The sequence below is a fragment of the Nonomuraea sp. NPDC050691 genome, from assembly GCF_040654455.1.
Classification (GTDB): domain Bacteria; phylum Actinomycetota; class Actinomycetes; order Streptosporangiales; family Streptosporangiaceae; genus Nonomuraea.
Genome location: NZ_JBFAIA010000282.1, coordinates 1 through 6,703, shown reverse-complemented (window position 1 = coordinate 6,703; position 6,703 = coordinate 1). Strand labels below are relative to the sequence as shown.

Sequence of the window (6,703 nt, the reverse complement as noted above, 5' to 3'; positions counted from 1 at the left end):
TGTTCTGAGGTGTGCTCTTCCGATCTGAGGCCGTCGCGGCGGGGGTCGGGCTGGTCGCGGGCGACCGGATGGAGGAGGGCGCCGCGCCCGGCCTCAGCGTCCGGGAGAACGTGCTGGCCAACCCCCGGCTGTGCGGCGGCTCGCCGCCGGTCTGGCTGGGGCCGCGCGCGGAGCGTGAGCGGGCCGCCGCGCTGCTGGCGCGCCTCGGGGTGCGCCCTCCCGACACCGAGCTGCCGTTCACGGCCCTGTCGGGCGGCAACCAGCAGAAGGCGCTGGTCGGGCGGTGGCTGTGGACCGGGCGGCGGGTCCTGGTCCTGGAGGAGCCGACGGCGGGAGTGGACGTCGCCGCCCGCCCGGAGATCTACCGGCTCCTCGACGCCGCCCTTCGCGACGGCCTGGCGGTCGTGCTCGTCTCGGCCGACGCCGAGGAGATCGCGCACGTCTGCGACCGCGCGCTCGTCCTCGCGGGCGGCTCGGTGATCGCCGAGCCGTCCGGTGACGCCCTGACCGTCACCGGGCTCACCTGCGCCGTCACGGGAGCGGGCCGCTGATGGCCGCCCGAGGCCGCGCCCGCCGGCGCCGCTCGACTCCTGGCCGCCTCGTCGGCGCCTACGGCCTGCTGGCGCTGGCGGTGCTGCTGTTCGCGGTCTTCTCGCTGGCTCTGCCCGCGACCTTCCCCACCGTGGCCAACCTGCGGCTGGTCCTGTCCACGAACGCGCTCATCGCGATCCTGGCGCTGGGGGCGATGGTCCCGATCGTCACGGGCAAGTTCGACCTGTCCATCGGGTACGGGCTCGGTCTGTGGCACGTCGTCACGCTGGAACTGGTCGTGACCGAGGGCTGGCCGTGGCCGCCGGCCTGCCTCGGCGTCCTGGCGGGCGGGGCGCTCGCGGGGGCCGTCAACGGGCTGCTCGTGGAGTTCGCCCGCATCGACTCGTTCATCGCCACCCTGGGCACCGGCAGCGCGCTGTACGCGATCACGGGATGGGTGACCGGAGGCGCCCGGGTCGTGCCGGGGCCCGAGGGCCTGCCCGCCGCCTTCACGAACCTGTCCGACGCGACGGTGCTGGGCCTGCCGGTGCCCGCCCTGTACGTCGCCGCGCTGACGGCCGCGCTGTGGGTGGCGCTCGAACGGCTCCCCATCGGCCGCTACCTGTACGTCATCGGCTCCAACCCGCGCGCCGCCGAGCTGGTCGGCATCCCCACCCGCCGCTACGTGTGCGCCGCCTTCACCGTCTCGGGGCTGGTCACGGGCTTCGCGGGGGTCCTGCTCGCCGCCCAGAACGAGATCGGCAACCCCAGCGTCGGCCTGAACTACCTGCTGCCCGCGTTCACCGCCGCCCTGCTCGGCTCGTCCGTGATCAAGCCCGGCCGGCCGAACCCGCTCGGCACGGTGGTCGCGGTCGGCGTCCTCGCCGTCGGCCTGTCGGGGCTCAGCCAGCTCGGCGCGGACTTCTGGGTGACGCCCCTGTTCAACGGGCTGACCCTGCTCGTGGCGGTCGGCCTGGTCGGCTACTCGGCCCGGCGGCGCCTGCGCGCCCGCCCCCCGTCCCCGCCCCCCGCCGAGACCGCGTCGCCTCCCCCGGCCCCCGCCGCGGAGAGCCGGGGAGACCCGTGAGCCTCGCCCGCCTCTCCAGGGCGGCGGCGGCGCTGGCGCTCGCCGCCACCCTGACCTGTGGCTGCGCGGCCGACCCGGACCCCGGGGCCGGCCGGCCGCCACGGCCGTGCCCGGCCGTGCTCGCGGAGGCCCGGCGGGCCGTCGACCAGGCCCGGGGCGCCGCCCCGTGGGACGGCCCCACGACCGGCCCGCGGGCCGTGCCCGGCAGAAGCATCGTGTACGTGGCCGCCACCATGACCAACCCCGGCGTCGCCGGCGTCGCCTCCGCCGTCACGGCGGCGGCCCGCTGGATCGGCTGGGACGTCCGCGTCATCGACGGCCAGGGCACCCCGGCGGGCGTGAGCGCGGCCCTCGGCCAGGCCATCGCGCTGCGCCCGTCCGGGATCGTGATCGGCGGGTTCGACCCCGGCTCCGTGGCCCAGCAGGTGCGCGAGGCGAACCGGGAGGGCATCCCGCTGGTCGGCTGGCACGCCACCCACGCGCCCGGCCCGAGCGCGAACCCGAAACTGTTCTCCAACATCACCACCCGGGTGGAGGACGTCGCCAGGATCGCCGCGAACTGGATCATCGCGAGGTCGGGCGGCGACGCGGGGGTCGTGCTGTTCACCGACTCGTCGATCCCGTTCGCCGAGCACAAGGCACGGCTGATCCAGAAGACGCTGCTCGGCTGCTCCGGGGTCACGCTGCTGTCGTACGAGAACATCCCGCTGCCCGACGCGGGCACCCGCACCCCGCAGGAGGTGTCCTCGCTGCTGGCGCGCTTCGGCGAGCGGTGGACGTACTCGGCCGCCATCAACGACCTGTACTTCGCCGACGCCGCGCCCGCCCTGCGCGCCGCCGGGCTCCCCGGCGGCGGGGCGCCGTACGCGATCGGCGCGGGCGACGGCGACCCGTCGGCGTTCGAACGGGTCCGCACCCGCCAGTACCAGGCGGCGACGGTCCCCGAGCCGCTGAACGCCCAGGGTTACCAGATCGTCGACGAGCTGAACCGGGCGTTCGCCGGAGCCCCGCCGAGCGGGTACGTACCGCCCGTCCACCTCACGACGACGGACAACGTGGGCGGCGCCTCGTCCTGGGACCCGCCCGGCTACCGGGCCGCCTACGAGCGGATCTGGCGGCCTTGACCTCCGCCAAGTGACGCCGCCCTGCGTCCACGTCCGGACCTGGGTCAGGCGGTGGTCAGGTGGTGGCGGCGCCGTCCAGGATGGGGATGAGCTGCTCCTCCTCGTACGTCAGGTGGCTCTCCAGCTCCTCCGTCAGCCGCTCCACCTCGGCCAGCACCGCAGCGGGCTCGGCTCCCTCGGCCGAGACGACCTCCTGCAGGCGGGCCATGAGGTCGGCGATCCGCCGGTGCTCCTCGCCGAGCCGCTCGATGACCGGCGCCAGCTCGGGACGCTGCCCGGCCAGCGACGGGAACATCCCCGAGTCCTCCATCGTGTGGTGGTGGTGCAGGCTGCCGCACACGCTCAGGCAGTTCACGCGGAGCTGCACCCCGAGCCCCGGCCCGGCGGTGGCGGCCTCCTTGCGGATCAGCGCCAGCTCGCGCCGGAACGCGTCGTGGATCGCCTTGAGCGCCTGGCCGAACGACGAGGCGGTGTGCGTGGGCATGACGCCGGGCACCGTCTCCAGGGCCACCACGGGCAGGGTACGGCCGGAGCTGCTCTCGTAGGCGGCCCAGCCGGGGTCGGTCTCGACGGCCCGCGCGAACGCCGCGTCGCGTTCGGCTCCCTCCAGGACGACGGCCTTCGCCTGGTAGGTGAAGACCCCGTTCTCGAGCGTGACCCGCGGGTCGGCCAGGAGGTTGAGGTACCAGTGGGGGTGGCGCGGCGAGCCGCCGGCCGAGGCGATGACGAGGACCCGCTCGCCGTCGGGCAGGTAGGCGAGGGGCGTCGTGTGCGGGGCGCCGGTCCGGGCCCCGGTGGTGGTCAGGAGCAGCAGCCGCCCTCCCTCGAACGGGCCTCCGACGCGGCCGCCGTTCGCCCGGAACTCCTCGATGACCTGCTGGTTGAAATCGTTCGGCATTCTCTGCTTTCTTCTCAGGATGGTGCTCCCGCGAGCCGCGCGGCGGCATGACGAAAAGCCGCCCGAGGGGCGTACGGGAGGAAAGGCCACGGGCCCGCGTCCGGCGGGGCAGCGTGGAGGCACGGCGGGCGGCGCCGCCGTGAAGGGTCGATGCGTGACGAGACGTGCCGATCAGAGATGATCGGAAGGGATGCGCGGCGGCGGTCCGCACCGGCCGGTCGCGCAGCAGGGGGGAAGGGCGGGGCTCTCGCCCGCCCGCCGGTCACGCCCTGGCCGGGCGCCCGACTCGCTCGTGGCCCATGGCCGACCCGGCAGTCACATCCGGCACCCTAACCTCCCCGGCACCTCACCGCAAACCCGGCAAGTCCGGCCAGTCCGGCATGCACGGCGCGCTTCCCGGCCGCGATCAAGGGGTCACGGAACACTCTCTCCCCGCCGCGATCACCGGCGTCGCGGGCCCGATTCACCGGCCGCCAGGGGCTTTCGGGCAGAGCGCCGGTCAACGGAGGCCCAGATTTTACGGATCCGAGGGTGACACCTGGGAGATGAATATGGTGGCGTTGCGATGCAACGCGGCTTTTGTCGAGTCTGCGTCGGCCGATCCATCTGGAGGAGTGCGATGGAGTCGCTGAACGTCACCATGGAAACCCAGCCGAGGCGCGCCGTCGCGCACCTGCGGGGGGAGATCGATCTCGCCACCGCCGAGCTCCTGAAGGCCAGCCTCGACACCATGCTCGAGGGTCGGTCCGTGTCCGTGCTCGAGGTCGATCTCAGCCAGGTGTCGTTCATCGACTGCTCCGGGCTGCGCGTGCTGATGGCGGTCAAACGATCGTTGCAGCGCAGGGGCGGCACCTTCAGCCTGGCCCACCTGTCCCCCTCGGCCGAGCGGCTGCTCGCGGCCGCCGGGCTGGACGACCACCTGACGGAGCGCGGCCGCCAGCGCGGCCCCCTCGCGCCGGCCTGATGAAACGCCGCGGACGAGCGGCGGCACGCCATGCGGCGCATCATCCGCACAGCAGGTCCCGCACCTCCGCCAGCAGGTCGACCTGCGCCCGCCAGTCGCCCCCCGATATCCCGATGACCGCGTGGCTCGCCCCGGACTCGCGGTAGGCGTTCAGTTTCTCGGCGGCCTCCGTGGGCCGGCCGGTGAGCGGGATCTCCATGACGTCGTCGAGCGGGCGGCCGTAAGCCCCGCTGATGCCGGCCGCGAGGCGCGCCCGGGACGGGACGCCCGGCCCGGTTCCCAGAGCGGCGGCGCCACCGATCGCGATGACCGGAAGGGCCCGCCCATGTCTCGCGGCCAGCTCCGCCAGCCGAGCCCGTCCCTCGGCGACCTCCCGTGGCGAGATCAACGACGGGAACCACCCGTCGCCCAGCCGCGCGGCCCGCCGGATGGCCACCTCTGACGCGTTGCCGACCCACACGGGCGGCATGTCGGCGGCAGGGGCCAGCGTGACCGTCGGCCGCCCCGGCTCGTCCCGCAGCTCGGTCTCCTCGCCCGCCAGGAGCTTGGGGAGCAGTTCCAGCGCGGTGTCCGTACGGCTGCCACGCCGCCGGTACCCCACCCCGGCAGCCGCCCACTGCCCCGGCCCGCCCCCGGAACCGACGCCCAGGACCAGCCGGTTGCCGGACACGTGCTGCAGGGTCGCGATCTGTTTGGCCGCCCAGACCACGGGCCGGATCGCCGGGATGAACACGCTGGTGCCGATCCTGATCGTCGAGGTGGCCGCGGCGGCGGTGGCCAGCGCGATCGGCGCGTCCAGCGTCGCCCCGCCGACGGCCAGATGATCACCGTGCCAGACCCCGTCCAGCCCCGCGTCCTCCGCGTGGCGAGCGGCCTCCCTCAGGTCAATGCCGTCTTCCTGCTGCTTGCCCACCCCGGGGAGGATGACGCCGATCTCGAAGCTCTTCATGAACCCGACTGTGCAACCTCAAGTTGGATCGAGGTCAATTCCGTCATTCTCGTCCGGCATCGTGGGGGTCGAGGTGCGAAAGCCGCCATTTAGGGGAGGTGATCGGCGCAACGCAACGCCGACCATCCCGGGAGTGGCCCCAGTGACGAGTTCTACGCGTACGATCGCCGTCGGAGTCGAGGAGGAGTTCCACATCGTCGACTCCGGCACACGGCACCTGGTCTCCCGCTCGGGCGCCCTGCTGGAGCGGTTGCCGAAGGACCGGTTCACGCAGGAGCTGCAACGGTCCGCGGTGGAGGCCAACAGCAAGCCGGTCACGAGCCTTGAGGACCTGGCACGTGACCTCGTGGCCCTGCGCGGCACGCTCACGGACGTCGCCGACAGCCTCGGCCTGGGCATCGTCGCGGCGGGCAGCGTTCCGCTGGGCGACGCGGACACCATGAAGGTCTCCCCCGACCCCCGCTACGAGCAGATGCTCGACGACTACCAGCTCCTGACCCGGGAGCAGCTCATCTGCGGCACGCAGGTGCACGCCGAGGTGGCCGACCGCGACCTGGCGGTGCTGGTCTCGCACCTGGTGACGCCCTGGCTGCCGCCGCTGCTCGCGTTGAGCTGCAGCTCGCCGTACTGGCTGGGCGCCGACACCGGGTACGCGAGCTACCGCACGATGGTGTGGCAGCGCTGGCCCACCTCCGGGCCGATGGGCCGCTACGGCTCCGCCGCCGACTACGAGGGCATGGTGGAGGACCTGGTGCGGTCCGGGGTGATCAGCGACCCGGGGATGATCTATTTCGACGTGCGGCCGTCGGCGCACGTGCCCACGGTCGAGCTGCGGGTCTGCGACGCGTGCCCGCGCGTGGACGACATCCTGCTGATCGCGGGATTGTTCCGGGCGCTGGTGGCGCGCGAGCTGGAGGCCGCCCGGCGGGACCGGGAGCGCGAGGTTCAGCTGGAGCCGGTGCGCGCGGCGGCGTGGCAGGCGGCCCGCTCCGGCCTGGAGGGCGAGCTGGTGGACCCGGAGGAGGGCACCCCGAGGCCGGCAGGGGAGGTGGTGCTGCGGCTGCTGGACGGCCTGCGACCGTACCTGGAGGAGGCCGGCGACTGGGACCTCGTGTCGGGGCTGGCGCGCGAGGCGCTGGCGCGCGGCAGC

Annotated in this window: 7 protein-coding genes; 5 read left to right on the top strand and 2 right to left on the bottom strand. The window is 73.9% G+C overall.

The annotated features are described in order from the left end of the window. The first annotated feature begins 11 nt into the window (after positions 1–11). The 3 genes from AB0H81_RS43155 to AB0H81_RS43145 are packed head-to-tail and all read left to right on the top strand — an operon-like array spanning position 12 to position 2,742. On the top strand, positions 12–551 hold the full coding sequence (locus AB0H81_RS43155) for an ATP-binding cassette domain-containing protein (RefSeq protein ID WP_358387808.1): 540 nt from the start codon (positions 12–14) through the stop codon (positions 549–551). After that, a complete protein-coding gene (locus tag AB0H81_RS43150; RefSeq protein WP_358387805.1) occupies positions 551–1,618 on the top strand; it encodes an ABC transporter permease in 1,068 nt (355 codons plus the stop codon). The genes AB0H81_RS43155 and AB0H81_RS43150 overlap by 1 nt, the downstream gene beginning before the upstream one ends. Next, positions 1,615–2,742: a substrate-binding domain-containing protein gene (locus AB0H81_RS43145; protein ID WP_358387802.1), complete on the top strand. Its 1,128-nt coding sequence runs from the start codon at positions 1,615–1,617 to the stop codon at positions 2,740–2,742. The genes AB0H81_RS43150 and AB0H81_RS43145 overlap by 4 nt, the downstream gene beginning before the upstream one ends. A 55-nt stretch (positions 2,743–2,797) precedes the next feature. On the opposite strand, the gene AB0H81_RS43140 is transcribed toward AB0H81_RS43145, so the two are convergent. After that, a complete protein-coding gene (locus AB0H81_RS43140) occupies positions 2,798–3,640 on the bottom strand; it encodes a nitroreductase/quinone reductase family protein (RefSeq protein ID WP_358387800.1) in 843 nt (280 codons plus the stop codon). A gap of 619 nt (positions 3,641–4,259) precedes the next feature. Between AB0H81_RS43140 and AB0H81_RS43135 the strand changes: the two genes are divergently transcribed. Beyond that, positions 4,260–4,604, top strand: a complete 345-nt coding sequence (locus AB0H81_RS43135; protein ID WP_358387798.1) for an STAS domain-containing protein — start codon at positions 4,260–4,262, stop codon at positions 4,602–4,604. Positions 4,605–4,644: 40 nt separating this feature from the next. Here AB0H81_RS43135 and AB0H81_RS43130 read toward each other — a convergent pair whose 3' ends face one another. Then, a complete protein-coding gene (locus tag AB0H81_RS43130) occupies positions 4,645–5,553 on the bottom strand; it encodes an LLM class flavin-dependent oxidoreductase (RefSeq protein ID WP_358387795.1) in 909 nt (302 codons plus the stop codon). Positions 5,554–5,695: 142 nt separating this feature from the next. Here AB0H81_RS43130 and AB0H81_RS43125 point away from each other — a divergent pair. Then, a partial coding sequence (locus tag AB0H81_RS43125; protein WP_358387793.1) for a glutamate--cysteine ligase occupies positions 5,696–6,703 on the top strand: 1,008 nt, incomplete at its 3' end.

What these genes read in the sequence shown, in the direction of transcription:
- AB0H81_RS43150 (WP_358387805.1), top strand. Translation starts at nt 551, where the DNA reads ATGGCCGCCCGAGGCCGCGCCCGCCGGCGCCGCTCGACTCCTGGCCGC.
- AB0H81_RS43140 (WP_358387800.1), bottom strand. Translation starts at nt 3,640, where the DNA reads ATGCCGAACGATTTCAACCAGCAGGTCATCGAGGAGTTCCGGGCGAAC.
- AB0H81_RS43135 (WP_358387798.1), top strand. Translation starts at nt 4,260, where the DNA reads ATGGAGTCGCTGAACGTCACCATGGAAACCCAGCCGAGGCGCGCCGTC.
- AB0H81_RS43130 (WP_358387795.1), bottom strand. Translation starts at nt 5,553, where the DNA reads ATGAAGAGCTTCGAGATCGGCGTCATCCTCCCCGGGGTGGGCAAGCAG.